Raw genomic sequence first — 26,648 nt, 5'->3', positions numbered from 1 at the left:
CCGCCTTGCCGTGCCCCTCGCCCCCGGCGATATAGGCCTCGATCTCGGCGGGCTCGAGCCGCTTGAAGCGCACGATCGTCTCGCTCAGCGCCTCGCGCAGGGTGCCGTCGGGCGAAAGCACGGCGATCGCGGAAAACACGCGGTGGCGGCGGCCCGAGAGCAGCGCAAGACACCGCCTTGCCGTCGCCTCGTCCTCGGCCTTGGGGAGGATGCGCCGCCCGACACCGACAACGGTATCGCCCGCGAGGATCACCGCCTTGGGTTCCAGCGCCGCCGCAGCACGCGCCTTCCCGGCAGCAAGGCGCACGGCATGGGCGCGCGGCAGTTCGACGGGCAGCGGGGTTTCATCGATGTCGGTGGCGAGAATGAGCGGTTCGGTCACACCGAGCCGGGCCAGCAACTCGCGGCGGCGCGGGCTGGCGGATGCCAGCACCAGCGCGGGTGTTTCAGAATTTGACGGCACTGCTGCCGCAGCGAGCTCAGAAACCGCCAGGCCCCGAGCGGCCGGGCATGAAGCGGTAGGTGATGCGGCCCTTGGTCAGGTCATAAGGCGTCAGCTCGACCAGCACCTCGTCGCCCACCAGCACGCGGATGCGGTTCTTGCGCATCTTGCCGGCGGTGTGGCCCAGAATCTCGTGCTCGTTCTCCAGCTTCACGCGGAACATCGCGTTGGGGAGCAGTTCGACCACCTGGCCGCGCATCTCGAGGAGTTCTTCTTTCGCCATAGGCGGGGTCGTCTGCCTTTTTCGCTTGGGTGCATGCACGCATCACGGGCGCCAGAAGCGCCCTTGCGCGCGGCGCATAGCGATCTCGGCGCAAAAAGAAAAGCGCGAAGGCAATTGCTGCGCTGCGACAAATTGATACGAAAGGGTCATTGTCGGGGGCTTATGCGCCGACTTAGGACCGTCGCGGGGGCAGGAACCAGCAACCGGGCCGGAAACCCCGACTCGCCAACAGGATACGTTCGATGGCCCTGCCGCAAAGCTCCGCCGCGCTGGCACTTGCCCTGCTCCCGGCTTCCGCACTCGCGGCGACCGGGCCACAAACCGCACCCGCCCCGCCCGCCGAGGCCGATGCGCCGGTGGCGGTGGGCGGCACCAACGGGACCATCGATGCCGACGGTGACATCGTCGTTGTCGCCACCCGCGTGCGCGGTCAGGTCGAGACCGCCGCGCCGCCGATCGTCACGCTCGGCGAGGAGGATATCGCGGCCTATGGCGCCAGTTCGCTCCAGTCGCTGCTCGCCGCGCTCGCCCCGCAGACAGGCACCGGACGCGGGCGCGGCGACGGGGCGCCGTCGGTCCTGCTCAACGGCCTGCGCATCGCCAATTTCCGCGAGATCCGCTCGATCCCGCCCGAAGCGATCCGGCGCGTCGAAGTCCTGCCCGAGGAAGTCGCGCTCAAATACGGCTTCCGGCCCGACCAGCGCGTGGTCAACTTCATCCTCAAGGACAAGTTCCGCAGCTTCGGCACCGAAACCGAAGCCAAGCTCCCCGGCGCGGGCGGCTTCAGCGATCTCAGCGAGGAACTGACGCTCACCCGCATCGACAAGGGCAGCCGCCTCAATCTCACCGGCACGCTCGAACGCCGCTCGCCGCTCACCGAGGCGGAGCGCGGGATCGTGCAACCTGCTATCAGCGGCGCGCAGACTGGCCTGATCGATCCCAAGCAAGGCGACTACCGCACGCTCCTTGCCGATCAGCGCAGCGCCATCCTCAACGGCACATATGCGAAGTCGCTCGGCACCGGCGCCTCGCTCACGCTGAACGGCCTTATCCAGCGCAACGACAATCGCAGCCTCAACGGGCTCAATTCGATCGTGCTGACCGCGCCCGATGGCACACTCGTCCAACGCACCACGCTGCTCCCCGCCCCGCTTGCCAGCCGCACCGTGGCCGACACGTACTCCGCGGGCGCCTCGCTCAATCTGCCCATCGGCGCATGGCAGCTCGCATGGACGGCGGACGGCAGCCATGTGAACACCACGACGACGATCGATGCCCGCGCCGATCTTTCCGGGCTGCAGGCGCTGGTCGATCAGGGCACGCTCTCGCCCTTCGCCGCCCTGCCCGCCGATGCGATCCTGCCCACCCCGCAAGGCGTCGCGCGCAGCAAGTCCGATACGGCGACCACGCTCGCCACCGTCACCGGATCGCCGCTGCGCCTCCCCGGCGGGCAGACCGCGCTGACGCTCAAGGCAGGCTTTGCCTACAATGGCCTGCGCTCCTCGGATTCGCGCCAGCTTGCCGCCCCTGCCAATCTCAGGCGCGGCGATGCGCAGGCCGGTTTCAGCCTCGATCTGCCGATCACCAGCCGCCGCGAGAACTTCGGCAGCAAGCTGGGCGACATCTCGCTCAACGTGAACGCCGAGGTACACAACGTGTCCGACTTCGGCGGCCTCACCGCCTATGGCGCGGGCATCACCTGGGGCGTCACCCCCAAGCTGACCTTCGCCGCCAATTATATCGCGAGCGAGAAAGCGCCGGGTCTTGCCAACCTCGGCGCGCCGGTCACCATCACCACCGGCGTCGCGCTGTATGACTTTACGCGCGGGGAAAGCGTGCTCGCCACGGTCATCACCGGCGGCAATCCCGCGCTCAAGAAGGAACGCCAGCGCGACATCAAGCTTTCGGCCAACTGGGACCTGCCCATCGGCAAGGAATCCGCGCTGCTGCTCGAATACTTCCGCAACCGCTCGCTCGATACGACCAATGCCTTCCCGCTGCTCACCCCCGATGTCGAGGCAGCCTTCCCCGGCCGCGTCACCCGCGACGCCACCGGCCGCATCGTCAGCGTCGATCAGCGCGCGGTGACCTTTGCCGAGACAACCGGCTCGCGCCTGCGCGCCAGCCTCAATTTCGGCGGCCCCTTCGGCAAGCCCGATCCCAATGCCCGGCGCAGCGCCTTTGCCGGCATGCGCAGGCCCGGCGGCGGGGCACGTCCCGGCAGCGGTGGGGGCGGCGGCGGGCGTGGCGGCCCCGGCGGTGACGGACGCGGACACTGGAACCTCAGCCTCGCCTACACGCAGGAGCTTGACGAGACCGCGCGGATCGTTCCCGGCAGCCGCGTGCTCGATTTGCTGAACGGCGATGCCCTGTCCGGCGCGGGCATCTCGCGCAGCAGCGCGACGCTGGAGGGCGGCGGCTTCTATCGCGGTTTCGGCCTTCGCATTTCAGGCACTTACGCCAGCGGCACCCATGTCGATGGTTCAGGCGTACCCGGAGCCTCGCGCCTCGATTTCGGCGATCTGGCGACGTTCAATCTGCGCGGCTTCATCGATCTCAGCCGCATGGGCAATCTCATCGGCCGCGCGCCGTTCTTCAAGGGCGCCCGCGTCGCCTTCGGCGTGAACAACGTGTTCGATGCCGTGCAGAAAGTGACCGACCAGACCGGCGCCACCCCGCTGCGCTACCAGCGCGGCTACCTCAATCCCGAGGGCCGCGTGTTCAGCATCGAATTGCGCAAGCAGTTCTGATCAGGAGAACGGGCGCAGACGCGGGCGGCCCTGCAGCGGGCTGCGCCCATGGCGCTGGACATTCGCCGCTTCCTGCCGTGCCCGCGCATCGGCGTGGTGGCGCACGTTGACCACTTCGTGCAGCGGCAACGGCTCCTCGAACTGGATGCCGAAGCGCGCTCCTTGCGACCAGATTACCGTGCCGAACACGTCGAGCCCGGCGGCTTCCAGCACCACGCCGGCGCCGACACCGGGCAGCCTGGCCGCAATCGTCACCCGCGCGCCCGCCTGCGAAAGATCATCGAGCAGGCAATTCTCCTTGCCGTGCAGCAGCAGTACCGTCGCCGGAATAAACAGCCGCACGCGGGGGGTCGCGCGGCGTCCGGTGATGCGCGGCATCGGGATGATCGACTGGGAGGGCTGCGGGCTCATGATGCGCGTGTGCATGCGCCAGAAGAGATTATGCGAGCGTTGAGATGGTCCTAGCAGGATACCCCTAGAGGCCACATTTCCGCGCGGGGATATCTGCCCGCCGCCCCTCCCCAAGCCCGGGCCGAAGCATTATCTCCGGCCTTGCCATGGCGCGCCGCACCCCTCCCCCTGCCCCTGACCACCACTCCGGCCCGCAAGTGCCCGAGCCCTTGCTGCCCAAGGCTTCGGAGCGGTTCAACGAGGACAAGGCGACTTATACGGTGCGCGGCTCGGACCAGCCCGACATCGAGCGCGGCGTCGCCGCCATCCGCGAAGTCGTCGCCACGCTAAAGCCCAAGCCCGGCGTCTACCGCATGCAGGATGCGCGCGGCGATGTGCTCTATGTAGGCAAGGCGCGCGCGCTGAAGAACCGCGTCGCCAACTACACGCAAGTCGAGCGCCTGCCGCAGCGGCTCAAGCGCATGGTCAGCCAGACGCGCTCGATGACCATCGTGACGACCAATTCCGAGGCCGAGGCGCTGCTGCTCGAGGCGCAGCTGATCAAGCGCTATCGCCCGCCCTACAATGTGCTGCTGCGCGACGACAAATCGTTCCCCTTCATTCTCCTGCGCGCCGATCACGCCTTCCCGCGCATCAGCAAGCACCGCGGCGCGCGCCGCGCCATGGGCAATTACTACGGCCCCTTCGCCAGCGCCGGCTCGGTCAACACCACGATCAACGCGCTGCAGAAGCTGTTCCTGCTGCGCAGCTGCAACGATGGCTACATGTCGCGGCGCGACCGGCCCTGCCTGCTTTACCAGATCAAGCGCTGTTCGGCCCCTTGCGTGGATCGCATCAGCGAGGAGGACTATGCCGAGCTTGTGCGGCAGGCAAAGGACTTCCTCGGCGGCAAATCGGGCGCGGTGCAGAAGGAGATCGAGGCGCAGATGAGCACGGCGGCCGAAGCGCTCGACTTCGAACGCGCCGCCATGCTGCGGGATCGCCTCCGCGCCGCTACTTTCATCCAGGGCAGTCAGGCGGTGAATGCCGAAGGCGTCGGGGATGCGGACGTGTTCGCGATGGCCAGCAAAGGCGGCCAGATCAGCGTGCAGGCCTTCTTCATCCGCGGCGGCCAGAACTGGGGCCACCGCGCCTTCTTCCCCGGCCATACCGAGGGGCTGGAGGAACCCGAAGTCCTCACCAGCTTCCTCGCCCAGTTCTACGAGGAAGTGCCCCCGCCGCGCCTGATCCTCGTCGATCGCGAGCTCCCCGAGGCAGACCTCCTCGCAGAAGCGCTCCTCGGCGCCGCGGGCGGCAAGGTCGAGATCTCGGTCCCCCAGCGCGGCGATCGCCGCCGCCTGATGGAACAGGCCCAGCGCAATGCGGTCGAAGCGCTCGAGCGGCGCATGGCCGAAAGCGGCACCAAGGCGCGCACCTGGCGCGAAATGGCCGAATTCCTCGAACTCGGCGAACCGCCCCAGCGCGTCGAAGTCTACGACAACTCCCACGTGCAGGGCGCCCATGCGCTCGGCGCGATGATCGTCGCGGGGCCGGAAGGCTTCTTGACCGGCCAGTACCGCAAGTGGAACATCAAGACCGCGCAGACCAATGACGACTTCGGCATGATGCGCGAAGTGTTCCAGCGCCGTTTCGCAAAAGCGCAGGACGACGATCCGGACCGCGAGGCCGGGATGTGGCCCGATCTCGTGCTCATCGACGGCGGCAAGGGCCAGCTTTCCGCCGCGCGCGAGACGCTGGAGACGATGGGGATCGAGGACGTCACGCTCATCGGCATCGCCAAGGGGCCGCACCACGGGCGCGAAGGGCGCGAGGTGTTCCACTTCATGGATGGGCGCGAGAAGATGCTCCCGGTCAATTCTCCCGTGCTGTTCCACCTCCAGCGCCTGCGCGATGAAGTCCACCGCTTCGCCATCGGCGCGCACCGCGCCAAGCGCAGCCGCGCGATCACCGCCAGCCCGCTCGACGAGGTGCCCGGCATCGGTCCGGCGCGCAAGCGCGCGCTACTGCTCCACTTCGGCACCGCCGGAAAGGTGCGCGCCGCCAGCCTCGAAGACTTGCAGCGCGCCCCCGGGGTCAGCGTCGCCGTCGCGCAGGCCGTCTACGATTTCTACCACCCCGGCGCATAATTCGCCCCGAAACACGGTGACTTTCGGGTTAACCGCAAGCTTTGGGCGCTCGTCCACCATTCGCTTCTAACCTGCTGTCAAAGGGAGAATGCAAAGGGATGGCGAGCCGCGGAACGGGCCGTCACCCGTCCTATGGGGAGCCCGTGATGCGCACGAACCGCTTTCGCCTGATCGCTCCGGTACTGGTCAGCGCGCTGATCGCCGTCACCGCCGCGCCGGTCGCCGCCCAGACCGCCGCCCCGGCGGCGTCCTCCACGCCCAACGGCGTCGGCTCCGCGTTCGAGCTCACGTTCTGGCAATCCGTCACCGGCAGCGAGGATGTCGCGAGCTACGAGGCCTATCTCGCGCGCTATCCCGATGGCACCTTCAGCGGCCTTGCCCGCGCGCGCATCGCCGCGATCCAGCGCGCAATGGCCGTGCAGCCCGCCACCGCCCCCGCTGCGGCGCCCACCGCCGCTCCCGTTCCCGCGCCACAGCCCGCGCCTGCGGTACTGACCATGCCTGCGGCCGAAGCCCCGCTTGCGCCAACGCCGGCCGCCGCGGTCGTCACGCCTGCCCCGGCCGCAGCCCCCGTCGCCCTGGCCGAAGCCGCGCCTTCGCCGATGGCCCGCCTGCTGGCGCAATTGCGCGCCGCCAATGGCGAACCCGCCCCGCAGCCGACTGTCGTCGTCGCAGCCCCCGCGCAGCCGCTCCAGGCACCGGCCGCAGCGCTCACGCCCGCCGCCACGCCTGCCGTCACGCCTGCCGTCAGCTACGCCTCGGGCCGCCCGTTCCTGATCCCGGTACCCGAGGTTGTCCTCCCCGCCTATTTCTGCAGCAACGATGCGCGCAACGAATTCCATAACAATGCCTATCGCCCGGCGGTGGAAGTCGCGACGCGCAACAACGAAGCCGCCGTCGCCTATCTGCGCCAGCTCCAGCAGACGTATGACCGCGGGCAGCTCGGCCGCGACACGGCTGTGCTCAACGCCATCGCCGCCGAAGCCCGCGCCTATCAGGCCGAGGCCGCGCGCGCCTATTCGGTGCAGGCCGCGCTGGTTCGCCAGTTCGATGCGATGATGGCCGTGCCGCTACGCCCATGTGCGGCGCCGGTCCAATAACCCCTGTCCGATAGGGAAGGCATCCTGGCGCGCAATGGGCCATATCGACTTCGAATCTTTACTATCGTGTGGTAAGGCCACTTACCTATCGCGGATAGCGACAGGCGAACCGAGGGGCGCGGTGAACAGGAAGGCATCCGGAGGCGGTCACGCACAGGTGTGGCATGTGCCAATGCCGTTCGTTGCTGCCTGTGCCGCGCTGGCACTATCCACCGCGACCTCGGCACTGGCGCAAGGCGTGGCCGCCACCGGGGTCGGCTCACAGTTCGAACTGACCTTCTGGCAGTCGGTCGAAAGCGGCAGCGATCCTGCGCTCTACGAAGCCTATCTGGCGCAGTACCCCACCGGCACATTTGCCACCGTCGCGCGCGTCAAGCTGGCCAAATTGCGCCAGCTTGCGGCCCCGGTGACGCCCGCGCCGGTTCCGGCCCCCGCCCAGCAACCGGTCCTGCCGACGCCTCCGGCTCAGGCGCAGATCGTGCCAGCCGCCGTCGTCACCGCGGTAACGCCGCCCGCACCTGTGCCGCCGCCCCCCGCACCCGTCACCGCACCGCACCTGGCCGCCTCTACACCTGCCGCCAAACCTTCTGCGACGCCCCCCATCAAGCAGCAGCTCGCTTCCCGAGCCTCGCGCTCGGCAGCGCTGCCCGCGCCGAACGTCGCTTCGGTTCCGAAGCCCGATCCGGATTCGGCACCCTATGTGACAACTCTCCCGCAGGAGCCGGAACCGGAAAGCAGCGACAGCGATGCCCTGCGCCGCCTGCTCGGTGCACTGGGCGACAGCCAGCGCCTCGGCGCCGTCACGCCTGCACCGATCGTCGACGCAGCCGAAGTTGTACCTGCCGGCGCGGTCACTCCGGCCCCGTCTACCGCTCCGCTCAACCCCTCCACCCTGCCTGAACCGCAGGCTTCGCTGGCATTGCGCCAGACGCCGATGGCCACGCCGTCCGCTTCGCCGCCACGCCTCATCGAGACGAGCAGGGTCGAGACGGGCAGGGTCGAGACGGGCAGGATCGAAGCAGGCGGGCGAGCCGTGGCGGTGCCCGATGCCGTGCAGCTCTCGCTCACCTCCACACCGGCGACCGATCCGCATCCCATCGCGGTCGGCCTGCTGCCGCCGGACTTCAAATTGCCGCCGCGCCCGCAGCTTGCCGCGATCCCGCCGCTGATCTTCCCATCCAGCTTCTGCTCGGCAGAAGCGCGCAACGCGTTCCACGACAGCGCTTACGTCGCCGCGGTCGAGGCGGCGAAGCGCAACAACGACGCCACGATCACCTACATGCGCCAGCTGCAGGACCTTTACGATACCAACCAGCTGCGGGGCGATACGAACCCGATCAATGCGGTAGCCGCCGAATCGCAGTCCTACAGCCCTGTCGCCGCCGCTGCCTTCACCGCCCAGTCGATTCTGGTCAGCGCCTTCAGCACGCTGATGGCCGTGCCGATCCGGGCGTGCGAGGCCCCGAGACAGCCGTGACCGCCCCCCGGTATTCCCGCCCCGCCGGGCTGGCCGGAGCGCTGGTGCTCGTGCTCGCCCCGGTCGCGACAGAGTTGGCGGCAGCCGAGACGGTCTGTCCCGATGCGGCGACGGTGCAGGCCGCCCGCCTCGTCGAATTCCAGACAATGATGATGGGTGTCGCGGTGCGCTGCCGCCACGTCGGTGTGCCCATTGCCGATCATCTCGATGGCATGACCACCGCGCGCCGCACCATGTTCACCAGCGCGAACGACCGTGTCGCCGCCTACTTGCGCAGCCTCAACACCAGGCCCGCCCCCGGCGCGGCGCCGCCCGCCATGACCGCCAGCACACCGGCAGCCGAGGTGCAGGCCAAACCCGCGGCCGGCAAGCCTGCACCGGGCAAACTGGCCGCCGCCAAAGCCGCACCGGGCAAGCGCCCGCTTGCCTCGCCCGCTGCCATGGCCGGCGCGACAGTGGCAAAACCGCGCAAGGCGGCGCTAGGCACCGCCGCCGCAGCCGCCACGCCCGCTGCCCCCGCCAAGCCCGCCACCAAAGTCTCGCGCCGCACCGATCCCTATGACCGCTATCTCACGATGATCGGCAACCAGTACGGCGCCGGGATGACCACCTTGCAGCGCTGCAAGGCCTTCGATGCCATCGTGCTTTCGCTGGGCGACAAGACCAACACGGACCGCCTGCTGACGATGGTCTCCTCGTCGCTGGTGCAAGCCACCCTGCTCGAAGCCATCGTCAACTGCCCGGCGGGCAAGAAATAGCTCAGCCCTCGGCCTTCCTGGCAAGCGGCCGGATCAGCCCTTCCTGCGCCACATTCGCGATCAGCTTGCCTTCGCGGGTGAAGATACGCCCCCGGTTGAACCCGCGCGCGCGCCCCGCCCAGGGGCTGTCGCACACGTAGAGCATCCATTCATCGGCGCGGAAGTCGTCATGGAACCAGATCGCATGGTCGAGGCTGGCGCCCATCATGTTGCCCTTGGACCAGCTGATCTCGTGCGGCAGGGTCGCGGTGCCGAGCAGGGTCATGTCGCTCGCGTAGGCAAGCACCGCGCGGTGCAGCTTGGGATCATCCGGCAGCGGCGCCACCGCGCGCATCCAGGTGTGCGACAACGGCTCGCGCGGGGGGCCGCCCATCCAGTGGCGCGATTCCACCGGGCGCAGCTCGATCGGGCGCGGGGTGAGCATCTGCTTGCGCAGGCGCTCGGGCACCTTGTCGGCATATTCCGCGCGCAGTTCCGCCTCGCTGCGCAGGCTCTCGGGCGCGGGCACCTGGGGCATCGCTTCCGCATGCTCCACACCCGGCTCACGCTTGTGGAACGAGGCGACCATCGTGAGAATGGGCCTTGGAGTGCCATCTTGGCCCTGCTGGCTCGCCACCACGCGCCGGTTGGCAAAGCTGCCGCCATCGAGATCGCGCATGACCTCGAAATCGATGCCGAAATCCTCGTTCCCGCCGCGCAGGAAATAGGCGTGGAGCGAATGGACCGGACGGTCCTCGGGCACCGTGCGCTCGGCACTCGCCAGCGCCTGACCGATCACCTGCCCGCCGAACACGCGGCCCACCCCGCCGGGCTTGCGCGCCCCGGCAAAATGGTCATCTCCCTCGTCGGCCACATCAAGCAGCCGCAGCAGGCCATCGACCAATGCCGCGGGATCGGAACTTTCGGGTGCGTCGCTCATGCGGGGCGGCATTGCCCAAGCTGACGTTTGCGTCAACGGAAAGCTGCCGCCTCGACTCTTGCACAACGGGTCACACCCCCCACCCGCTCATCCTGAGCCTGTCGAAGGATGCCGATACGACTTCCGCCGCTTCAGCCCAGCCCCTGCGGATTGCGCGACAGCTCGTAGGACGCGATCCGCCCGAACAGCGCCCGCCGCGCAGCGCCGCCGATCGCAATGGAAAAACGCCCGATCCCCCGCCGCTCGCGCCACAGCGAATCGATCATCGGATGGTCCGGCGCCGCGCAGCTGTCCGCCCAGCGCACCCCCGGCCGCTCCAGCAGCGCCAGGTTCTCGAGTTGCAGCAGCACCCCCGGCGAGAACCGCGCATAGCGCTGGTCGAACGCGGTCTTGTACGAAAACGCCCCCGGCGGCGAAATCAAGGTCGCCAGCATCGCGATCGGCCGCCCATCAAGCTCGAGGCTCAACCGCTCGAGACACCCGCGCGCCGCCGCCGCCGCCATGCTTTCGCGAAACAGCCCAGCGGTCTCTCCCGCGCAGGCCAGCGCGCTCCCCGCAGCGCCCTTCCAACCCAGCGCCTCCAGCGCCAGGAACGTCTCGATCCAGAGCCCGATCCCGGTCTCATCGTCGCGACGGACAACGCGCAGCTCGCCCTGCTCAGCCAGCCGTGCCTGCTGGCGGCGCAGCTCCTTGCGCTTCTTGCCCGGCAGCGCATGCTCCAGATAGGCCGCCGGCCCCAGCGGCGAAGACAGCATCGCGCGCTCCTCGCGGTGCACCAGCTCGACCTGCCGCCGCTGCCGCGCGCCGACTGCCTGCAAGGCTTCGGTCAGCGCCGCATCCAGCGGCAAGGCAGCAAGATGGAGGAACGCGGCCGTACCGGCATGGCGGTCCGCCCAATCGAGCAGCGCTTCCCAGAACGCTTCCTCCGCACCTTCCGCCACCAGCGGCGCCCCCAGAAAGGCATTGGCATGGAGCCACACCGCCAGATGCGGCAGCGGATGCCGCCCATAGCGCCGCGCCCGCTGCAGCGGCAGCAGCCCCAGCGGCGCAGCGTCCTGCATCAAGGCCGCGATCTGCACGCGCCCATAGGGATCGAACCGCCCCAGACCGGGCAGCAAATACCACGTCTCGAAAAACGGATTGGGCGTGCTCGCCCGCGCACTCAGCGCATCCCACGCCGCGCGCGCCTCCGCCGAACCCCACGCGCGCCACGGCAGCACGGCAAAGCTGGCACCAGCCCCGCCGGCTCCGGGGAGCAAGGGCTTCCCCGGCCGCATGGTAAAGGATTCGTCGTTCAAACCTCGGTCTCCGGCCTGCAGGCCTAGCAGTCCGGAGCGAACATGCGGTTAATGTCTAGGCATATTTTGCAACGAAGACCGGGGTCTCAGGTTGCGACAGGCCGTCTCACCCATGCCTTCCACGCCGCCCACAGTAGCAGCGGCAGAAAGCCGGACAACAGACCGCCGATCCCCACGACAAGAACCGCTTGGCTGAAAGTCGGGATCACCCATACGGCGACCCCGGTCATGAACAGCGCGCCGAACAACGGCATGATAACATGGGTAAATGCCTCGCGCAGGTCCGTCCGCAGCAACGTCCGGAAATGCCAGGCCGAGGCGTAACCGGTCAGCCCCATGTAGAAACAGATCTGGAGGCCAATCGCCTCGATCGAACTTTGCAGGATTTCGGCGACAGACGGCATGTAAGAAGCGCCGAACAGGAGCACGAGCCCCAGCGCCCAGATCACCAGCGTTGCAACCCAGGGAGTCTGCCAATCACGGTGCACGGCGGCGCAGAAGGGCGGCAGGACATCCGCGCGCGCCATCGAATACATGCTGCGGCTGAACTGCAGGATCTGCGTCTCCAGCGCGCCGACCGTGCTCAGCACTGTCGCCAGCACCACCAGATAGCTCCACGGCGCGGGGAAGATCTTGGCCGAGATCGCATAGAGCACGTTGGTATTGGCTGCGGCGATCTCCTTGTCGCTGAGGGCAATCAGCACCACCGTCATCAGGATCACGAAGAACACGATGAGGTTGATCATCGCCCAGAACGCGCCCTTGGAGGCGTCCTCCGGCTCGGTCTCCTCGCCGAGGTTCATCGTCACGTCCCAGCCCCAGTAGAAGAAAACCGAGACAATCGCCCCATCGGCAAACGATTTGAACGTAAACGAGGCGGGCGAGACCCATGCCACCGAAGGCACATGCGCGGGATGGCTGCCGAACCAGTAGACCGCCGCCGCCAGCAGCGCGACCACGATCACCGCCTCGATCACCGTCACCGTCACCTGCGCGGTGCTGGCGTGCTTGATCCCGCGCAGCACGATCCATGTCACCAGCGTGAGCCAGATGGCCGCGATGGCGGTGACGAGCGGCGTGTTCTCCACCTGATCGGGCGCGAGCAGCAGCAAGGTCGCGGTCGCGGCGGGCAGCGTGGCGGAAACCATGAACACCACCGAGGCGACCATCAGGCCCCACCCGGCAAAGAACCCCCAGGTCGGGCCAAACACCTTGCCCACCCACGCAAACGCGGCGCCCGCATCGGGCATCACCCGGTTGAGCTTGGCGAAAGCGAACATGATGCCCAGCATGATCACGCCGCTGTAGAGCAGGCTCCCGACCGAAAGCGGCCCGATCGCGGCATAGATCGTGCCTGTCGTCACCGCGACGGTGAAGGCGGGCGATGTCCCCGCGATCCCCATGATCGTCGATTCCAGCGCCGAAAGCGCGCCCTTAGCCAGGCTCTGCTGCTCGCTCATGCCATAGTGTCCCCCGCGTTAACTTGGTGCTTCCCCCAAAACTCGCTCACCCTGAGCTTGTCGAAGGGTCCCTTGCACAACCGTCGCCCCCAGCGACTCGCTTCGGATCAGCGTGGAGCCGATATGCGCAATCCCGTCGCGGATATCGGCCTCGATCGCGATCCTGAGCGCCATCGTATCGCGCCGCCGCAGCGCCGCCAGCGCCTCGCTGTGCCGGTCGACGGTATAGTGCCCCGAAATGGTCCGGATCGCCCGGCGCAGGAACGGCCCCACCTGAAGCCACAGGCTCTCGATCAACGGCAGGAACGCCGATTGCCCCGCCGCCCCGTAAAGCGCTGAATGAAAGGCATAGTTCGCGCTGATCCAGCGGTCATAGTCGCGCTCCGCCACCGCTGCGTTGATCGCCACATCCTCCGCTTCCAGCCGCGCGATCAAGGCATCCGTCACATAGGGCATGGCCCGCGCCGCGGCTTCGGCTTCCAGCACGATCCGCGCCGCGATCAGGTCCTCGAAGCGCTCGATGGTCATCGGCGGGATGCGCACGCGGCGGTTGTCCATCAGCTCCAGCGCGCGCTCGGCCACCAGCTGGCGCAGGGCTTCGCGCACCGGCATGGCGCTCACCCCCAGCTCCGCCGCCAGCCCCCGGATCGTCAGCGCCTGCCCCGGCTCGATCCGCCCGAGCAGGATATTCTCGCGCAGCCGCGCCAGCACCTGCTGGTGCAAGGTGCGCGCATCGTCATCGGCGAGTGGGCCTGTTGCTGCCATGCCGCCATGTGATCACAATTTTGCGCCGAGGCCAAGCAAGATTGACACCCCTCGCCCTGCTCCATACCACCCGATACGAAGTTCCCGAGGACCGCCAAGACCGATGACAACCCCCGCCAGCATGATCGCCGACCCGGCCGAAGCGCGCGATTTCCTCGCCGCCAATCCCGAAATCGCCTTCATCGAAGTGATCTTCACCGCGCTCTCCGGCGTCCCGCGCGGCAAGCGCGTCCGCAAGAGCGAACTGCTCGCGATCTACGAGAATGGCCGCCTGTTCCCGAGCTCGATGCTGGTGGCGGACATTACCGGGCAGGACTGCGAAGACACCGGCCTCGTCTGGGGCAACGGCGATCCGGACTACATGCTGCGCCCCGTCCCCGGCACGCTCGTCAAGGCGCCGTGGCTGGGCGATGACGTCGCGCAAGTGATCACATCGATGTACTACGCGGACGGCACCCCCTGCGAACTCGATCCGCGCCACGTGCTCGCCCGCGTGGTGGACCGCTTCAAGCCGCTCGGCCTCACCCCGGTCGTCGCCTGCGAGATCGAATATTACCTCGTCGATCCGGTGCGCGGCCCCAAGGGCGAAGTCCACCTCGCCCGCTCGCCGCATTCCTTGGCGCAGCCCCACCTCATCGACGTGTTCAGCCTCACCGACGTGCAGGACTTCGCCCCCTTCTTCAAGGAACTGTGGCGGCAGGCGGACGTGCAGGGTATCCCGCTCGAAGCGGTGATTTCCGAGTACGCGCAAGGCCAGGTCGAACTCACCCTCCACCACCGCCCCGACGCCCTGCGCGCGGGCGACGAAGCGCAGATGTACAAGCGCCTCGCCAAAGGCGTCGCGCAGACGCAAGGCATGGCCGCCACCTTCATGGCCAAGCCGTTCAGCCACTCCGCCGGCAGCTCGATGCACCTCCACTTCAGCATGGCGGACGCTGCGGGCAAGAACGTCTTTGCCAGCGAGGACCCCGAAGGCACCGAGCAGATGCGCCACGCCATCGGCGGCTTGCGCGAAACCCAGTCCCAGGCCTTCGGCATCTTCGCCCCCAACGCCAATTCCTACCGCCGCTTCCGCGCCAACTCCTACGCACCCACCGCGCCGATCTGGGGCGTCAACAACCGCTCGGTAAGCTTGCGCATCCCCGCCGGCCCCGCCGCCTCGCGTCATGTCGAGCACCGCTTCGCCGGGGCGGACGCCAACCCCTACCTCGCGCTCGCCGCGATGCTCGCGGGCGTCCATCATGGCATGGTGAACCGCATCAATCCCGGCCCGGCCGTCGTCGGCGATGGCTACAAGGCCGCGGCGGACAGCCCCTATCAGGTCCCCGGCAACTGGTACGCCGCGGTCGATGCGCTCCACGCTTCCCCCATCATGCGCGACTACCTCGGCGATACCTTCGTCGAGATGTACTGCGCGGTGAAGCGCACCGAACAGGACCGCTTCTACAGCGAGGTCACCGCGCTCGATTATGACTGGTACCTCCGCAACGCCTGACGGCGACCTGATCCAGCGCCGCGACCGCGCCTTCGGGCGCGGCGCCAAGCTGTTTTACGACGAGCCGCTCCATCTGGTGCGGGGCCAAGGGGCAAACTTGTTCGGCGCGGACGGCCGCCGCTACGTCGACATGTACAACAACGTGCCCTGCGTCGGCCACGCGCACCCGCGCATTGTCGAGGCGATGGCGCGCCAACAGGCCACGCTCAACACCCACAGCCGCTACCTCAGCGAACCCGCCATAGCGCTGGCCGAACGCCTCACCGCGCTCCAGCGCGTAACGGAAAGCGCGGTGTTCAGCTGCTCCGGCACCGAAGCCATCGAGATCGCGATGCGCATGGCCCGCATGGCTACGGCTGCGCAGGGGATCGTCTGCACTAACCATACCTACCACGGCAACAACACGGTCGTCGGTGCGCTCACCAACCTCCCCGCAGGCGACACCCGCCACCCCGCTCTCCGCTCGATCCCCTTCCCCGAAACGCTGCGCCCCCTCGCCCCCGGCGACGCGCTGGCGGATGCCTACGTCGCGCGCCTGAGGGCCGCGATCGACGACCTCAAATCCACCGGCCTGGGCTTCGCCGCCCTCATCCTCTGCCCGATCCTCGCCAACGAAGGCCTGCCCGATATCCCGGAGGGCTTCATGGCCAAGGCCGCCGCGCTGGTCCGCGCCGAGGGCAGCCTCGTCATCGCCGACGAAGTGCAGGCAGGCTACGGCCGCACCGGCCAATGGTGGGGCTATGACAAGGTCGGCCTGACGCCGGACATTGTCGTCACCGGAAAGCCGATGGGCGCGGGCCTTCCCCTTGCCGCCACGTGCGCGAAACGCGACGTGGTCGAGGCCTTCCGCGCAGAGGCCCGCTATTTCAACACTTTCGCCGCCAGCCCCCTGCAAGGCGCGGTCGGCCTCGCCGTGCTTGATGTGATCGAGGAGGAGGGCCTGATCGACCACGCCCGCACCGTGGGCGCCGAACTCAAGGCCGGACTCCAGCAACGGCTCGGCCACACCCCCGGCCTCCTCGACGTGCGCGGCAAGGGCCTGTTCCTCGCCGCCGAATTCGTCGATGGCGAAGGCAATCCCGATGCGCCCCACGCCTTCGCGCTCGTCTGCGCGCTCCGCCGCGAAGGCTTCCTCACCTCGGTCGACGGCGCCTTCAACAACTGCGTCAAGATCCGCCCCCCGCTCGTCCTCCCGCGCGAAGACGCACACGCCTTCCTCGATGCCTTCGACCGCGTGACGGCCAGTGCCTGAGATCTTGGACTACCTCCCCGCCGCCCGCTCCGCACTGCGCGCGTTCGGCCTCCCCGAAACCGAACCCCACCCCATCGGCAAGAGCGAGAACGTCGTCTTCCGCGCCGATGCGCCGGATGGCACGAGATGGGCGCTGCGCCTTCACCGCCCCGGCTACCACGCGCTCCCCGCCCTGGAATCCGACCGCCTGCTCACCGCGCACCTCGCGGCAAGCGGTCTCCTTGTCCCCACCGGCCGCCGCACCACAACCGGCGCGTGGTATGCCGAAGTCCCCACCCCCGATCCCGAAGGCAGTCGCCTCGCCGGCTTGACGCTCTGGCACCCCGGCCAGACGCTCGCCGACCTGATCGGCGACGACCGCGGCCCCGCCACCTGGCCCTGGTTCGAACGCAGCGGCGCACTTCTCGCCGATCTGCACAACGCCACAGCAGACTTGATCCCGCCCGCCGGCTTCACCCGCCACCGTCTCGATGCAGAGGGGCTCGGCGGCGACAGTCCGTTCTGGGGCTGCTTCTGGGACCTCGAGTGCCTGACCGACGACGAGCGCAACCTGCTGAGCCAAGCCCGCGAACACGTCCTCATCCGCCTTTCCGCGCTCACCGATCCCCTGATCCTCATCCACGCCGATGCCCACCCCGCCAACGTCCTCATCAGCGGGGACACGCTCGGCCTCATCGATTTCGACGATTGCGCGTGGGGCTGGCCGATGTTCGACCTCGCCGTCTGTCTGTGGAGCGCCTCCAGCGAACCGGATTTCGCGCAGCTGCGGGGCCGCTTCCTAGCCGGCTATGCCGCGCACCGCCCGCTACCGGACGACGCGCTCGAACAGCTCGACTTCTTCCTCCTGATGCGCACACTCATGCTGATCGGCTGGTGCGCGGACCGCCCCGAAGTGGTCGGCGCACCTGAGGAATGGAAGCCCGGTCTGATCGACAAGGTCCGCGTGGCGCTCGCACACCTCTCCTGAAACCCCACCTTCTTCATTCCCGCGCAGGCGGGAATCCAGAGCGGCTGGCACAGCGCTTCAACCCCTGGATTCCCGCCTGCGCGGGAATGACGAAGGAGGAGTGCTACGCCCCATGCGAACCGGCACCGCAGCGCCAGCCGCACGAATCAAGTCATTGAAAGGAATCAGGAACCGGAATCGGACCTAAAGCTCACTTTAGATTCAAGATTCATCCCTAGATTCCAAGGCGATCCCTCATCCCGTAGTACCACGCGCCCAGCACGCAGTAGGGCACGCGAAACAGCTTGCCGCCCACGAACGGGATATAGGGCAGCGAGGCAAACACGTCGAACTTGGTCATCTGACCGTCGATTGCCTCGGCCAGACGGCGCCCGAGCATCTGCGTCGTGGTCACGCCGTGCCCGCTGTCACCCTGCGAGAAATAGACGCTGTCCGAAACGCGCCCCATCTGCGGATAGCGCGTCATCGTCAGCGCGAAATTGCCGCTCCACTGGAACTCGACCTTGGTGCCCTTGAGCTGCGGGAAGGTCTGGTGGAGCTGCGGCAGGATCTTGCCCTCGATCGAGGCGGGATCGAATCCGCCATAGATCGTGCCGCCGCCATAGAGCAGCCGCCCGTCCGCCGTGCGCCGGTAGTAATCGGGGATATAGCGGATATCCTCGATGCAGTAGTTGGTCGGAAACAGCGTCTCGAGCAGGTCATCCCCCAGCACTTCGGTCGCGATCACCTGGCTGGAGACCGGCAGGATGCGCCCCGAAAGATCAGGCGCCGCATCGCCCAGATAGGCATTGCCGCAGACCAGCACCTTGTTCGCGCGCACCTTGCCCTTGGCCGTATGCACCACCGGCTCCGCTCCCCGGTCGACATGCGTGACCCGCGAATGCTCGAAGATGCGCCCGCCGAGGCTTTCGAACGCCGCCGCTTCGCCCAGCACATAGTTCAGCGAATGCATGTGCCCGCCGATGGGATCGAACATGCCGCCGATGTAGCGGTCCGAATTGATATGCTCGCGCGCCGCCGCGCCTTCCGCGAGGAACATCTGCGTGTGCCCGTGGCGGTGCCATTCCTCGGTGCGCTCGGCCAGCGTCTTCAGCTGCGGCTTGCTCATCGCCATGATCGCGTTGCCCGCGCGCAGGTCGCATGCGATTCCGTACTTCGCCACGCGCTCGCGAATGATGCCCTGGCCTTCCAGCGCCATCGCGCCGAACGCCTTCTCCGCCTCCGGCCCGTAATGCTGGCGCACTTCCAGCATCCGCCGGCTGTAGCCATTGACGAGCTGCCCGCCGTTGCGCCCCGAAGCGCCCCAGCCCACGCGCTCGCCTTCGACCACGATCACCTTGTAGCCGCGCTCGGCCAGCTCAAGCGCCGCGCCCATGCCGGTGAAGCCCGCGCCCACCACGCAGATGTCGGCCACTTCCTCGCCCAGCAGCTCCGGCCGCCGCGGCGTCGGATTCGCGCTCGCTGCATAATAGGTCGGCATGCCCGCATAGGGCGAAGCGGGGGAGAACGTGTCGATCACGCGGTCGGCAGTCGGGGACAAGACAGGTGCGCTCATCCCTGTTGGATAGATCGCACCTGTCCTTGCGTCAATGCAAATTGTGATCACATTTTTCGAGCCTTTGCCCAGATGCCATACTCCCGCTCCGCTTGCCGGGCAGGATTGTGATCACGTTCGACCCGAAGCAGTGTGGTGATCACCAGCAGCGAGGTGCCCCAGGCAGCCCAGATGATCCCGGCGTCGGGATTGGCGGCGGTGATCCCGGCAAGCGCCCAGATCACCGCGACAAGCACCGCCTGCTCGTTGCTTCGACGTGCCAGCACCATCGCCGCGAGCGAGGCCCCGATCATCAGGGCTGCCGCCGCCAGCGGTCCAGTCGGAACCTCAAGGCTCTGCGCCAGCTGGCAGGCATTCAAGGTGGTCGCGACCAGCAGCCAGCCGGCAAACAGGCCGAGAGGCGCGCGCACCAGCCAGCGCCCGGCCCCAACGCTAAAGGGCCGCGCAGCCAGCAAGGCTCCGGCAAGGCATACGAAAGCTGTGGTGACAACGAGATTGCTCGGCCCCAGCGGCGTGAACGCGGTCCCGCCAACCAGCAGATAGCCCGCCGCAGCGCGCCCGCCGATCCGGTCCAGCTGCGGATCGTCGCGCCGCATAGGCCACGCCTGGTAGACGGCGAAGGCCACTGCACCCAGAAAGATCGGCAGCCAGATCGCGAAGGTGAAGGGATGCGGCGCGAAGGCGACCGGATAGGCCGCATACATGCCGCGCTGGCCTGCGGCTTCCAGATCGGTCGGTGCCGGGTCGAAGCCCAGATTGCAGGCCAGCATCAGCACTGCCGCCCCGATCACCGCCAGCTGCCGCAAGCGCCCAGTCACCGCGATCATGCGCCAACTCCTGTCTGTTTGATGTTCAGAAAGTCCGTCCGGTCATGACCGCCACGAGACCGATCGAGGCAAGCGCGACCCAGACGATCACCGGCACGATCAGCGGCGCCAGACGCGGCGCCCGCTCCAACATCATGCCAATTGCGAAAGCCGCCAGCACCGCCGTCAACCCGTTCCCGGCAAGTCCCAGCGCGCGCGACGAGAAGCCGAGCGTATAGACCGGATAGAGCGCACAGTTGGCGAGCAGCACGCCGACCGCGCGCGCGGGGCGCATCATCCCCCGCGCGCGCAAGGCGAACAGGGCCGTCCCCATCGCGGCAAACAGGCCGATCCACACGAACGGCACGATTGCATAGATCACGCTGTTCACCGGCCCCGGATAGGCCGTGCCGGCTGGCTCCTCGCCCCACCCGGCGAGCTGGATGACAAGGTTCACGCCGAGCGCGAGCACCGCGCCGAGCAGGCTGCCACGAACGACCGGGCTCACAGCCGATAACTCAGCGCGAGGCCCGCAAACGGCTGCCATTCGCGCCCCCGCTCGCGGACAATCGGCGATCGCGACGCCGCGCCTTGCATGCGGCTCAAGGTGCCCAGCACGCTCAGCGACCAGCGCTTCGACAAGGTACGGGTGTAGACCCCGCCGACGCCGATATCGCGCAGCCCCGCATTCGCCCGGAAGACCGGCAGGCCGGACTCCATCGCGCCCGCCGCATCGACCCCGAAATAGGCCTGTGCATAGCGCCGGTCCTGCCAGCTTGCCTGCACCGAGAGCGCCAGCACCGCACGCCGGCCCGCCGGGATCAGCACGCCCGCGCTCGCTTCGCCCAGCAACCCGCCGTGCCCGGCACCGAAGCCCTGCACCAGCGAAGCCCGGCCGCGCCAGCGGACGGAACCGGCAAGCGGCCCGCCAAACTCGACAAACCCGCCAGCCTCGGGTGCGGCCTTGACCCGCGCCAGCCGGGCTACCACGGCATCCTTCACGGCAAACAGCGAGCCGCGCCCCGCATCGACGCGCAGGATCGGTCCCGCGCTCACGCCGCCGCCCAGGTCGAAGCCCGCTTCGAGGCCGAAGTTGTTGGTGCGCCAGGTCACCGTATCGCCCGCGATCTCCAGCGAAGGCAGCGGCACGGCGATCACCTCGCGCGCGCCGGGATAGGGCGGGGCCACGCCCAGCCCGAAGCCAATGGTGGTATCAGCGGCGTGCGCCGGAGTGGGACAAAACGCCATGCCAAGGGCCAGAGCCATCAGCGGCGCAAGAGGGGCTTGCATGCTCATGGTCGGTCCATCTATCGGTTAATCTCGGGATTCGAAATACCAAAATATCTTCTATCTCGAAATGTGAGAGATATTATGCAACCTGAGGCCCTCACCTTCGCCTGGCAGCACCATGCTGCCGCACTGTTCAGCTTCACCTCGTTCGCCGGTCGGCGCATGAAAATCGGACTCGCCGAAGTCGCCGCGCTCGAGCACCTTCAGGTTGCTGGCGCGCTTTCGCCGGGCGATCTCGGCAAGCGGCTTTCGATGCCCTCTGCCTCGGTGACTGCGCTGCTCGATCGACTTGAAGGCAAACGCATGATCGAGCGCAGGGCCAATCCCGCTGACCGGCGCGGCGTGCTTGTCGGACTGACACCGATTGCCATGGAACGCGCCGCGCTGGATCTCATGCCCGTGGCCGAAGCCATGATTGCCGCCGCTGCGCACATGAGCGAGGCCGAGCGCGAGACGGTCGCGCGCTATCTGGAAATGGTCAACGCCTGCATGGCCCGCCAGCAGGCCCAGCCCCCGGCAGAACCACGCTCCTGAGCACGGCGCTCCTCAATCATGCGACTCGCGCACCGTCTCCATCGCAACGAAAGTGGAGGTGCTCGCCACATGCGGCAGGCTCGAGATCTTCTCGCCCAGCACTTCGCGGTAGCGGCGGATATCCGCCGTGCGCACCTTGAGCAGGTAATCGAAGCTCGATGCGATCATGTGGCATTCCTCGATCTCGGGAATGCGCAGTACGGCCTGCCGGAACGCCTCGAGCGCCGCCTCGCGCGTGTCGGACAGCTTCACCTCGGTGAAGGCGACATGGTCCAGCCCCAGCTTCCGGTTGTCGAGAATCGCCCGAAAGCCCCGGATATAGCCCTCCGCCAGCAGCCGCTTCAGCCGCGCCTGCGTCGGCGATTTGGAAAGGCCGATGCGCTGCGCCAGTTCGGTGATCGGCAGGCGGCCATCGACGGCCAGAATATCCAGGATAGCACGGTCAAACCGGTCGAGTGGACCGCCATTGCCAGCATCAGTATCCATATCGCCCGCCATGGCGGTAAACTTAGGGCGATATATACTTTCAGACAACGCAAATCAGGCAAACCGCCTGCGTGCAATCTGGTATTCTCGCTTCATGCCCAGCGTCCCTGCCCCCAGCCTCCCCGCCTTCGCCCCGCGCCTCTCGCCCGACACCCCGCTGCGCCGCACCATCACGGCGGCCACGCGCATCCCGGAGCCTGAGGCGATCCGCCCGCTCCTCGCCGCCGCCAAGCTCCCCGATGCAGACCGCGCCGCTATCGCAGCCACCGCGCGCCAGCTGATCGAGGCCCTGCGCGCCAAGGCCCGCCCCGGAGGCGTGCAGGCGCTGGTGCAGGAATTCGCGCTCTCCAGCCACGAAGGCGTCGCGTTGATGTGCCTCGCCGAGGCGCTGTTGCGGATCCCCGACGACGCCACGCGCGACGCGCTGATCCGCGACAAGCTCGCCACCGGCAACTGGGCCGCGCATCTCGGCGGGGACAAGCCGCTCTTCGTCAACGCCGCCACATGGGGCCTCGTCATCACCGGCAAGCTCACCGCCAGCGTCGATGCGACCGGCCTTGGCCACGCGCTCACCCGCATGGTCCACCGCCTCGGCGAGCCCGTCATCCGCCGCGGCGTCGATACGGCCATGCGCATGATGGGCGAGCAGTTCGTGATGGGCGAAACCATCGAGGAAGCCCTCGCCCGCGCCCGCCGCCGCGAAGCGCAAGGGTTCGCCTTCAGTTACGACATGCTGGGCGAAGCCGCCGCGACCGCACAGGATGCCGCCCGGTATCTCGACGCCTACACCGCCGCCATCCACGCCATCGGCAAGGCCAGCGCAGGCCGCGGCGTGTTTGCGGGGCCCGGCATCTCGATCAAGCTTTCTGCGCTCCACCCGCGCTACACCCGCGCGCAAGCCCGCCGCGTCATGGCCGAACTCGCCCCGCGCGTCCTCATGCTGGCCGAACTCGCGAAGAGCTACGACATCGGCTTCAACATCGACGCCGAGGAAACCGACCGCCTCGAACTCTCGCTCGATATCCTCGAGAAGCTGGCCCACGCCCCCAGCCTCGCGGGATGGAACGGCCTCGGCTTCGTCATCCAGGCCTACCAGAAGCGCTGCCCCATGGTGATCGACTGGATCATCGATCTCGCCCGCCGGACCAGCCGCCGCATCATGGTCCGCCTCGTCAAGGGCGCTTACTGGGATGCCGAAATCAAGCGCGCGCAGGAAGCCGGGCTCGCCGATTTCCCGGTCTACACCCGCAAGGTCCACACCGACCTCGCCTATGTCGCCTGCGCCCGCAAATTGCTCGCCGCGCGCGACGCCGTGTTCCCCCAGTTCGCCACGCACAACGCGCACACCCTTGCCAGCGTGCTCCGCCTCGCCGGGCCGGACTTCACCCCCGGCGACTACGAGTTCCAGTGCCTCCACGGCATGGGCGAACCGCTCTACGAGGAAGTCGTCGGCGCGGACAAGCTCGCCCGCCCGTGCCGCGTCTACGCCCCCGTCGGCACGCACGAGACGCTGCTGGCCTACCTCGTCCGCCGCCTCCTCGAAAACGGCGCGAATTCCTCCTTCGTCAACCGCATCGCCGATCCGGACGTGCCGGTCGAAGCCCTGATCGAAGACCCCGCCATGGTTGTCGCCGCCGAACCGCAGCCCGGCGCCCCGCACGAGGCCATCGCCCTCCCGCAAGCCCTTTTCACTGATCGCACCAACGCCAAGGGCCTCGATCTCGCCGACGAACCGACCCTCGCCGCACTCGCCGAGGCACTAAGACAGAGCGCCGCGCAAGACCACCGCGCCGGCGACCCCATCCGCCACGCTGAACCGGTCCTAAACCCCGCCGACCACCGCGACATCGTCGGCCATGTCCACCCGGCCACCACCGAAGACGCCGCCCGCGCCCCCACGCTGGCTGCCGCCTCGCACTGGCCCGCCACGCCCGTCGAAACCCGCGCCGCCGCGCTCGAGCGCGCCGCCGATGCGATGGAATCGGCGCGCATTCCCCTGATCGCGCTCCTCATCCGCGAGGCCGGTAAAAGCGCCGCCAATGCGCTCGCCGAAGTGCGCGAAGCGGTCGATTTCCTGCGCTACTACGCGGCGCAGGCCCGCGATCTGCCGGAAACAGCCCAGCCGCTCGGACCAATCGTCTGCATCAGCCCGTGGAACTTCCCGCTCGCCATTTTCGCCGGCCAGATCGCCGCCGCGCTGGCCGCCGGCAATCCCGTCCTCGCCAAGCCCGCCCCCGAAACGCCGCTGGTCGCCGCCGAGGCCGTCCGCATCCTGCACGAGAGCGGTGTACCAGCGGACGCGCTCCACTTCCTCCCGGGCGGCGGCGACATCGGCGCCGCCCTCGTCGCCGCGCCTGACGTCCAAGGCGTCGTCTTCACCGGCTCCACCCAGACCGCCCGTGCCATCCAGCGTGCCCTCGCCGGGCGGCTGAACCGGCACGGCCAGCCCATCCCCCTCATCGCCGAAACCGGCGGTCTCAACGCGATGGTGGTCGACAGCTCCGCGCTCGCCGAACAAGTCGTGGCCGACGTCCTCGCCTCCGCCTTCGACAGCGCAGGCCAGCGCTGCTCGGCGCTGCGCCTGCTCTGCCTGCAGGAGGATGTGGCCGACCGCACCCTCACCATGCTCAAGGCCGCCATGGCCGAACTCGCCGCGGGCAACCCCGCCGCGCTAGCGACAGACGTCGGCCCGGTCATTTCAGAGCGCGCCCGGTCCGGCATCGCCGCGCACGTCAGCGCCATGCGCGCCGCCGGGTTCCCCGTCACGGAAATGCCGCTCGGCGCCGAAACCGCCCACGGCACTTTCATCGCCCCCACCCTGATCGAACTGGCGGGTCCCCGCGAGCTCAAGGCCGAAATCTTCGGCCCCGTCCTCCACATCGTCCGCTTCCGCGCAGACGCGATCGACACCCTGCTCGAAGCCATCAACGCCTCGGGCTACGGCCTCACTTTCGGCCTCCACACCCGCATCGATCAGACCGTGGAGCGCGTGTGCGAGCGCATCCACGCGGGCAATCTCTACGTGAACCGCAACATGATCGGCGCGGTCGTCGGCGTGCAGCCCTTCGGCGGGCGCGGTCTTTCCGGCACCGGCCCCAAGGCGGGCGGCCCGCTCTATCTCACGCGCTTTGCCGCCAATGCCGCGCCCAGCCTGCCCGCTGCCGAGCCAGACTCGGCGCTCGCCACTTTCGCCCAGTGGGCTTCCGCCCAGGGCCTCGCCGCCACCGCCCAGGCCGCATGGCGAGCCGCGAAGGCGTCTCCCCTCGGCCATACCATCGAGCTCCCCGGCCCGGTCGGCGAACGCAACACCTGGCGCCTCGCCCCGCGCGGCCGGATCGCCTGCTCCGCCACCAGTGTCGAAGCGCTGTGGAACCAGATCGCCGCCGTGCTTGCCACCGGCAACACCGCTGTCATCACCGCGCCCAGCCCGGTCGCCACCCGCCCCGCCGGCTTCCCCGCCAGCCTCGCCGCCCGCGTCGAGTGGACCACTCAGAACCTGACGCAGATCCCCGATCTCACCGCCATGCTGATCGAAGGCCCCGCAGACCGCATCGCCGAGGCCAGCCACGAGCTGGCGCAGCGCGAAGGCGCCATCGTCCCGCTGCACGCCGGCACCCCGCTGCACCTGCTGCTCGAGGAAGTCACCCTCTCGGTCAACACGACCGCCGCGGGCGGCAACGCCAGCCTGATGGCCATCGCCTGACGGAATTGCACAACAAGCATCGGAGCGCGTCGGGAGCGCGATGGGGGTAATCCGATCCTGCCCAGCAGGAGAAGCCCCCATGCCCGCCCCAATGCCCCCCAGTTCAGTCACCAGCGAACCCGCTATCCTCTATTTCGGCACCCCCGTCGCGCTGCTCAGCACGCTGAACCCGGACGGCAGCGCCAATCTCGCGCCGATGTCCTCGGTGTTCTGGCTCGGCTGGCGCGCAGTGCTCGGCCTTGCCGCCGCCTCGCAGACCGCGCGCAACCTGATCGATCACGGCGAAGTGGTGATCAACCTGCCGTCCTCGGCGATGGCCGCGCATGTCGATGCGCTCGCGCTCACCACCGCTTGCGATCCGGTCCCCGACTACAAGGCCGCGCGCGGCTACCGCCACGTGGCCGACAAGTTCGCCCGCGCCGGGCTGACCCCGATCCCGTCAGAGACAGTCGTCCCGCCCCGCGCCGCCGAGGCCCCCGTCCAGCTCGAAGCGCGGATCGAGGCAATGCATTCGCTGGCCCGCCACGACGATGATCTCGCCGGCAAGATCCTCACCTTCGAGGCCCGCATCACCCGCGTCCACCTGCACGAAAGCATCGTCATGGCGAGCGACCCCAACCGGGTCGATCCCGACCTGTGGCTCCCCCTCATCATGAGCTTCCAGAAGTTCTACGGCCTCGGCCCGCAGCTTCGCCCCTCCACCCTCGCGACGATCCCGGAGGCGGTCTACCGCAGCCCCGACGTCGACCGCGCCCGCGCCGCGTGATAGCG

General features: G+C 68.2%; 23 protein-coding genes. 11 read left to right on the top strand and 12 right to left on the bottom strand.

Translation table 11 applies throughout. The features are described from left to right. Both IP83_RS03205 and infA read right to left on the bottom strand, forming a co-directional pair. On the bottom strand, positions 1–436 hold a 436-nt coding region (locus tag IP83_RS03205), incomplete at its 3' end, for a nucleoside triphosphate pyrophosphatase (RefSeq protein ID WP_369816984.1). Between the two features lie 43 nt (positions 437–479). Next, positions 480–725 (bottom strand): translation initiation factor IF-1, encoded by a 246-nt coding sequence (gene infA / locus IP83_RS03200; RefSeq protein WP_054120758.1) that lies wholly within the window; start codon positions 723–725, stop codon positions 480–482. A gap of 242 nt (positions 726–967) precedes the next feature. Between infA and IP83_RS03195 the strand changes: the two genes are divergently transcribed. Then, the gene (locus IP83_RS03195; protein WP_054120757.1) at positions 968–3,475 is read left to right on the top strand and encodes a TonB-dependent receptor plug domain-containing protein; all 2,508 of its coding nucleotides are present in this window, start codon (positions 968–970) and stop codon (positions 3,473–3,475) included. Here IP83_RS03195 and IP83_RS03190 read toward each other — a convergent pair whose 3' ends face one another. Continuing rightward, positions 3,476–3,901 (bottom strand): PilZ domain-containing protein, encoded by a 426-nt coding sequence (locus IP83_RS03190; RefSeq protein ID WP_054120756.1) that lies wholly within the window; start codon positions 3,899–3,901, stop codon positions 3,476–3,478. 131 nt (positions 3,902–4,032) lie between these two features. Here IP83_RS03190 and uvrC point away from each other — a divergent pair, with 131 nt between their 5' ends. From uvrC to IP83_RS03170, 4 genes are all read left to right on the top strand, one after another. Then, positions 4,033–6,012 carry an excinuclease ABC subunit UvrC gene (uvrC, locus tag IP83_RS03185; protein WP_197274258.1) on the top strand — a complete coding sequence of 660 codons (1,980 nt, stop codon included), beginning with the start codon at positions 4,033–4,035 and terminating at the stop codon, positions 6,010–6,012. Between the two features lie 146 nt (positions 6,013–6,158). Next, positions 6,159–7,112: a hypothetical protein gene (locus IP83_RS03180; protein WP_054120754.1), complete on the top strand. Its 954-nt coding sequence runs from the start codon at positions 6,159–6,161 to the stop codon at positions 7,110–7,112. Between the two features lie 172 nt (positions 7,113–7,284). After that, positions 7,285–8,589: a hypothetical protein gene (locus IP83_RS03175; protein WP_054120753.1), complete on the top strand. Its 1,305-nt coding sequence runs from the start codon at positions 7,285–7,287 to the stop codon at positions 8,587–8,589. After that, a complete protein-coding gene (locus IP83_RS03170; RefSeq protein ID WP_143146604.1) occupies positions 8,586–9,347 on the top strand; it encodes a hypothetical protein in 762 nt (253 codons plus the stop codon). The genes IP83_RS03175 and IP83_RS03170 overlap by 4 nt, the downstream gene beginning before the upstream one ends. A gap of 1 nt (position 9,348) precedes the next feature. Here IP83_RS03170 and IP83_RS03165 read toward each other — a convergent pair whose 3' ends face one another. From IP83_RS03165 to IP83_RS03150, 4 genes are all read right to left on the bottom strand, one after another. Further along, on the bottom strand, positions 9,349–10,266 hold the full coding sequence (locus tag IP83_RS03165) for an acyl-CoA thioesterase II (RefSeq protein ID WP_054120768.1): 918 nt from the start codon (positions 10,264–10,266) through the stop codon (positions 9,349–9,351). Positions 10,267–10,397: 131 nt separating this feature from the next. Beyond that, entirely contained in the window at positions 10,398–11,564 is a 1,167-nt protein-coding gene (locus tag IP83_RS03160; RefSeq protein WP_231624881.1) for a GNAT family N-acetyltransferase, read from the bottom strand. Between the two features lie 86 nt (positions 11,565–11,650). After that, a complete protein-coding gene (locus IP83_RS03155; RefSeq protein WP_054120750.1) occupies positions 11,651–13,024 on the bottom strand; it encodes an APC family permease in 1,374 nt (457 codons plus the stop codon). A gap of 18 nt (positions 13,025–13,042) precedes the next feature. After that, the gene (locus IP83_RS03150) at positions 13,043–13,789 is read right to left on the bottom strand and encodes a GntR family transcriptional regulator (RefSeq protein WP_082364443.1); all 747 of its coding nucleotides are present in this window, start codon (positions 13,787–13,789) and stop codon (positions 13,043–13,045) included. 103 nt (positions 13,790–13,892) lie between these two features. Here IP83_RS03150 and IP83_RS03145 point away from each other — a divergent pair, with 103 nt between their 5' ends. From IP83_RS03145 to IP83_RS03135, 3 genes are read left to right on the top strand one after another with little or no spacing between them, the layout of a single operon-like run. Further along, positions 13,893–15,284 carry a glutamine synthetase family protein gene (locus IP83_RS03145; protein ID WP_054120749.1) on the top strand — a complete coding sequence of 464 codons (1,392 nt, stop codon included), beginning with the start codon at positions 13,893–13,895 and terminating at the stop codon, positions 15,282–15,284. Further along, positions 15,259–16,536: an aspartate aminotransferase family protein gene (locus IP83_RS03140; protein ID WP_054120748.1), complete on the top strand. Its 1,278-nt coding sequence runs from the start codon at positions 15,259–15,261 to the stop codon at positions 16,534–16,536. Before IP83_RS03145 ends, IP83_RS03140 begins: the two co-directional genes overlap by 26 nt. After that, positions 16,529–17,503 carry a phosphotransferase enzyme family protein gene (locus tag IP83_RS03135; protein ID WP_054120747.1) on the top strand — a complete coding sequence of 325 codons (975 nt, stop codon included), beginning with the start codon at positions 16,529–16,531 and terminating at the stop codon, positions 17,501–17,503. The genes IP83_RS03140 and IP83_RS03135 overlap by 8 nt, the downstream gene beginning before the upstream one ends. Positions 17,504–17,717: 214 nt before the next feature. Here IP83_RS03135 and IP83_RS03130 read toward each other — a convergent pair whose 3' ends face one another. From IP83_RS03130 to IP83_RS03115, 4 genes are read right to left on the bottom strand one after another with little or no spacing between them, the layout of a single operon-like run. Beyond that, positions 17,718–19,058 (bottom strand): FAD-binding oxidoreductase, encoded by a 1,341-nt coding sequence (locus tag IP83_RS03130; RefSeq protein WP_082364442.1) that lies wholly within the window; start codon positions 19,056–19,058, stop codon positions 17,718–17,720. Between the two features lie 47 nt (positions 19,059–19,105). Next, positions 19,106–19,885 (bottom strand): hypothetical protein, encoded by a 780-nt coding sequence (locus IP83_RS03125; protein ID WP_054120746.1) that lies wholly within the window; start codon positions 19,883–19,885, stop codon positions 19,106–19,108. 25 nt (positions 19,886–19,910) lie between these two features. After that, positions 19,911–20,372 carry a tryptophan-rich sensory protein gene (locus IP83_RS03120; protein ID WP_054120745.1) on the bottom strand — a complete coding sequence of 154 codons (462 nt, stop codon included), beginning with the start codon at positions 20,370–20,372 and terminating at the stop codon, positions 19,911–19,913. Further along, the gene (locus IP83_RS03115; protein WP_054120744.1) at positions 20,369–21,160 is read right to left on the bottom strand and encodes a MipA/OmpV family protein; all 792 of its coding nucleotides are present in this window, start codon (positions 21,158–21,160) and stop codon (positions 20,369–20,371) included. Before IP83_RS03115 ends, IP83_RS03120 begins: the two co-directional genes overlap by 4 nt. A gap of 75 nt (positions 21,161–21,235) precedes the next feature. Here IP83_RS03115 and IP83_RS03110 point away from each other — a divergent pair, with 75 nt between their 5' ends. Next, a complete protein-coding gene (locus tag IP83_RS03110; protein ID WP_054120743.1) occupies positions 21,236–21,688 on the top strand; it encodes a MarR family winged helix-turn-helix transcriptional regulator in 453 nt (150 codons plus the stop codon). A gap of 12 nt (positions 21,689–21,700) precedes the next feature. Here the strand turns inward: IP83_RS03110 and IP83_RS03105 are convergent, their stop codons facing one another. Next, positions 21,701–22,174, bottom strand: coding sequence for an Lrp/AsnC family transcriptional regulator (locus IP83_RS03105; protein WP_054120766.1), 474 nt, complete (start codon positions 22,172–22,174; stop codon positions 21,701–21,703). Between the two features lie 94 nt (positions 22,175–22,268). On the opposite strand from IP83_RS03105, the gene putA reads away from it, so the two are divergent. Both putA and IP83_RS03095 read left to right on the top strand, forming a co-directional pair. Then, positions 22,269–25,877: a bifunctional proline dehydrogenase/L-glutamate gamma-semialdehyde dehydrogenase PutA gene (gene putA, locus IP83_RS03100; RefSeq protein WP_054120742.1), complete on the top strand. Its 3,609-nt coding sequence runs from the start codon at positions 22,269–22,271 to the stop codon at positions 25,875–25,877. 91 nt (positions 25,878–25,968) lie between these two features. Continuing rightward, a complete protein-coding gene (locus tag IP83_RS03095) occupies positions 25,969–26,643 on the top strand; it encodes a flavin reductase family protein (RefSeq protein WP_054120741.1) in 675 nt (224 codons plus the stop codon). Positions 26,644–26,648 lie beyond the last annotated feature (5 nt).

Source organism: Novosphingobium sp. AAP93 (assembly GCF_001296055.1).
Taxonomy (GTDB): domain Bacteria; phylum Pseudomonadota; class Alphaproteobacteria; order Sphingomonadales; family Sphingomonadaceae; genus Novosphingobium.
The sequence above is the reverse complement of the archived record's forward strand: the minus strand, read 5'-3'. Positions and strand labels throughout refer to the sequence as shown.

What these genes read in the sequence shown, in the direction of transcription:
- infA (WP_054120758.1), bottom strand. Translation starts at nt 725, where the DNA reads ATGGCGAAAGAAGAACTCCTCGAGATGCGCGGCCAGGTGGTCGAACTG.
- IP83_RS03195 (WP_054120757.1), top strand. Translation starts at nt 968, where the DNA reads ATGGCCCTGCCGCAAAGCTCCGCCGCGCTGGCACTTGCCCTGCTCCCG.
- IP83_RS03190 (WP_054120756.1), bottom strand. Translation starts at nt 3,901, where the DNA reads ATGCACACGCGCATCATGAGCCCGCAGCCCTCCCAGTCGATCATCCCG.
- uvrC (WP_197274258.1), top strand. Translation starts at nt 4,033, where the DNA reads ATGGCGCGCCGCACCCCTCCCCCTGCCCCTGACCACCACTCCGGCCCG.
- IP83_RS03180 (WP_054120754.1), top strand. Translation starts at nt 6,159, where the DNA reads ATGCGCACGAACCGCTTTCGCCTGATCGCTCCGGTACTGGTCAGCGCG.
- IP83_RS03175 (WP_054120753.1), top strand. Translation starts at nt 7,285, where the DNA reads ATGCCGTTCGTTGCTGCCTGTGCCGCGCTGGCACTATCCACCGCGACC.
- IP83_RS03165 (WP_054120768.1), bottom strand. Translation starts at nt 10,266, where the DNA reads ATGAGCGACGCACCCGAAAGTTCCGATCCCGCGGCATTGGTCGATGGC.
- IP83_RS03155 (WP_054120750.1), bottom strand. Translation starts at nt 13,024, where the DNA reads ATGAGCGAGCAGCAGAGCCTGGCTAAGGGCGCGCTTTCGGCGCTGGAA.
- IP83_RS03150 (WP_082364443.1), bottom strand. Translation starts at nt 13,789, where the DNA reads ATGGCAGCAACAGGCCCACTCGCCGATGACGATGCGCGCACCTTGCAC.
- IP83_RS03145 (WP_054120749.1), top strand. Translation starts at nt 13,893, where the DNA reads ATGACAACCCCCGCCAGCATGATCGCCGACCCGGCCGAAGCGCGCGAT.
- IP83_RS03140 (WP_054120748.1), top strand. Translation starts at nt 15,259, where the DNA reads ATGACTGGTACCTCCGCAACGCCTGACGGCGACCTGATCCAGCGCCGC.
- IP83_RS03130 (WP_082364442.1), bottom strand. Translation starts at nt 19,058, where the DNA reads ATGAGCGCACCTGTCTTGTCCCCGACTGCCGACCGCGTGATCGACACG.
- IP83_RS03125 (WP_054120746.1), bottom strand. Translation starts at nt 19,885, where the DNA reads ATGATCGCGGTGACTGGGCGCTTGCGGCAGCTGGCGGTGATCGGGGCG.
- IP83_RS03115 (WP_054120744.1), bottom strand. Translation starts at nt 21,160, where the DNA reads ATGAGCATGCAAGCCCCTCTTGCGCCGCTGATGGCTCTGGCCCTTGGC.
- IP83_RS03110 (WP_054120743.1), top strand. Translation starts at nt 21,236, where the DNA reads ATGCAACCTGAGGCCCTCACCTTCGCCTGGCAGCACCATGCTGCCGCA.
- IP83_RS03105 (WP_054120766.1), bottom strand. Translation starts at nt 22,174, where the DNA reads ATGGATACTGATGCTGGCAATGGCGGTCCACTCGACCGGTTTGACCGT.
- putA (WP_054120742.1), top strand. Translation starts at nt 22,269, where the DNA reads ATGCCCAGCGTCCCTGCCCCCAGCCTCCCCGCCTTCGCCCCGCGCCTC.
- IP83_RS03095 (WP_054120741.1), top strand. Translation starts at nt 25,969, where the DNA reads ATGCCCCCCAGTTCAGTCACCAGCGAACCCGCTATCCTCTATTTCGGC.